Raw genomic sequence first — 237 nt, forward strand, 5'->3', positions numbered from 1 at the left:
CATTATCACAATCACAGGATCAGCAGATCCAGCTTTTTCAATAACATAGCGAGGTGTGCATTATGTCGTGGGATCGGCTGGTCCGGTGACAAGAAGACCGTGATGCTTTCTGATCCAGTCGCAGCCGGCAAGCGCCATGAACATATTGCGGTCGAGGCCCCGTGCGGCGCGGAAGTCGGCATTCTCGATCTGCGCGTCATGGCGAAGCTTGGCAGCCCTGGCGCGAGCCTCGAAACG

General features: G+C 57.0%; 1 pseudogene. It reads right to left on the minus strand.

From position 1 onward, the window contains the following. Window positions 1-75: 75 nt before the first annotated feature. Window positions 76-237 (minus strand): annotated as a pseudogene (locus AC0L3D_RS37120) (ATP-binding protein); the annotation flags it as partial.

It is taken from the genome of Mesorhizobium sp. WSM4837 (assembly GCF_055811435.1).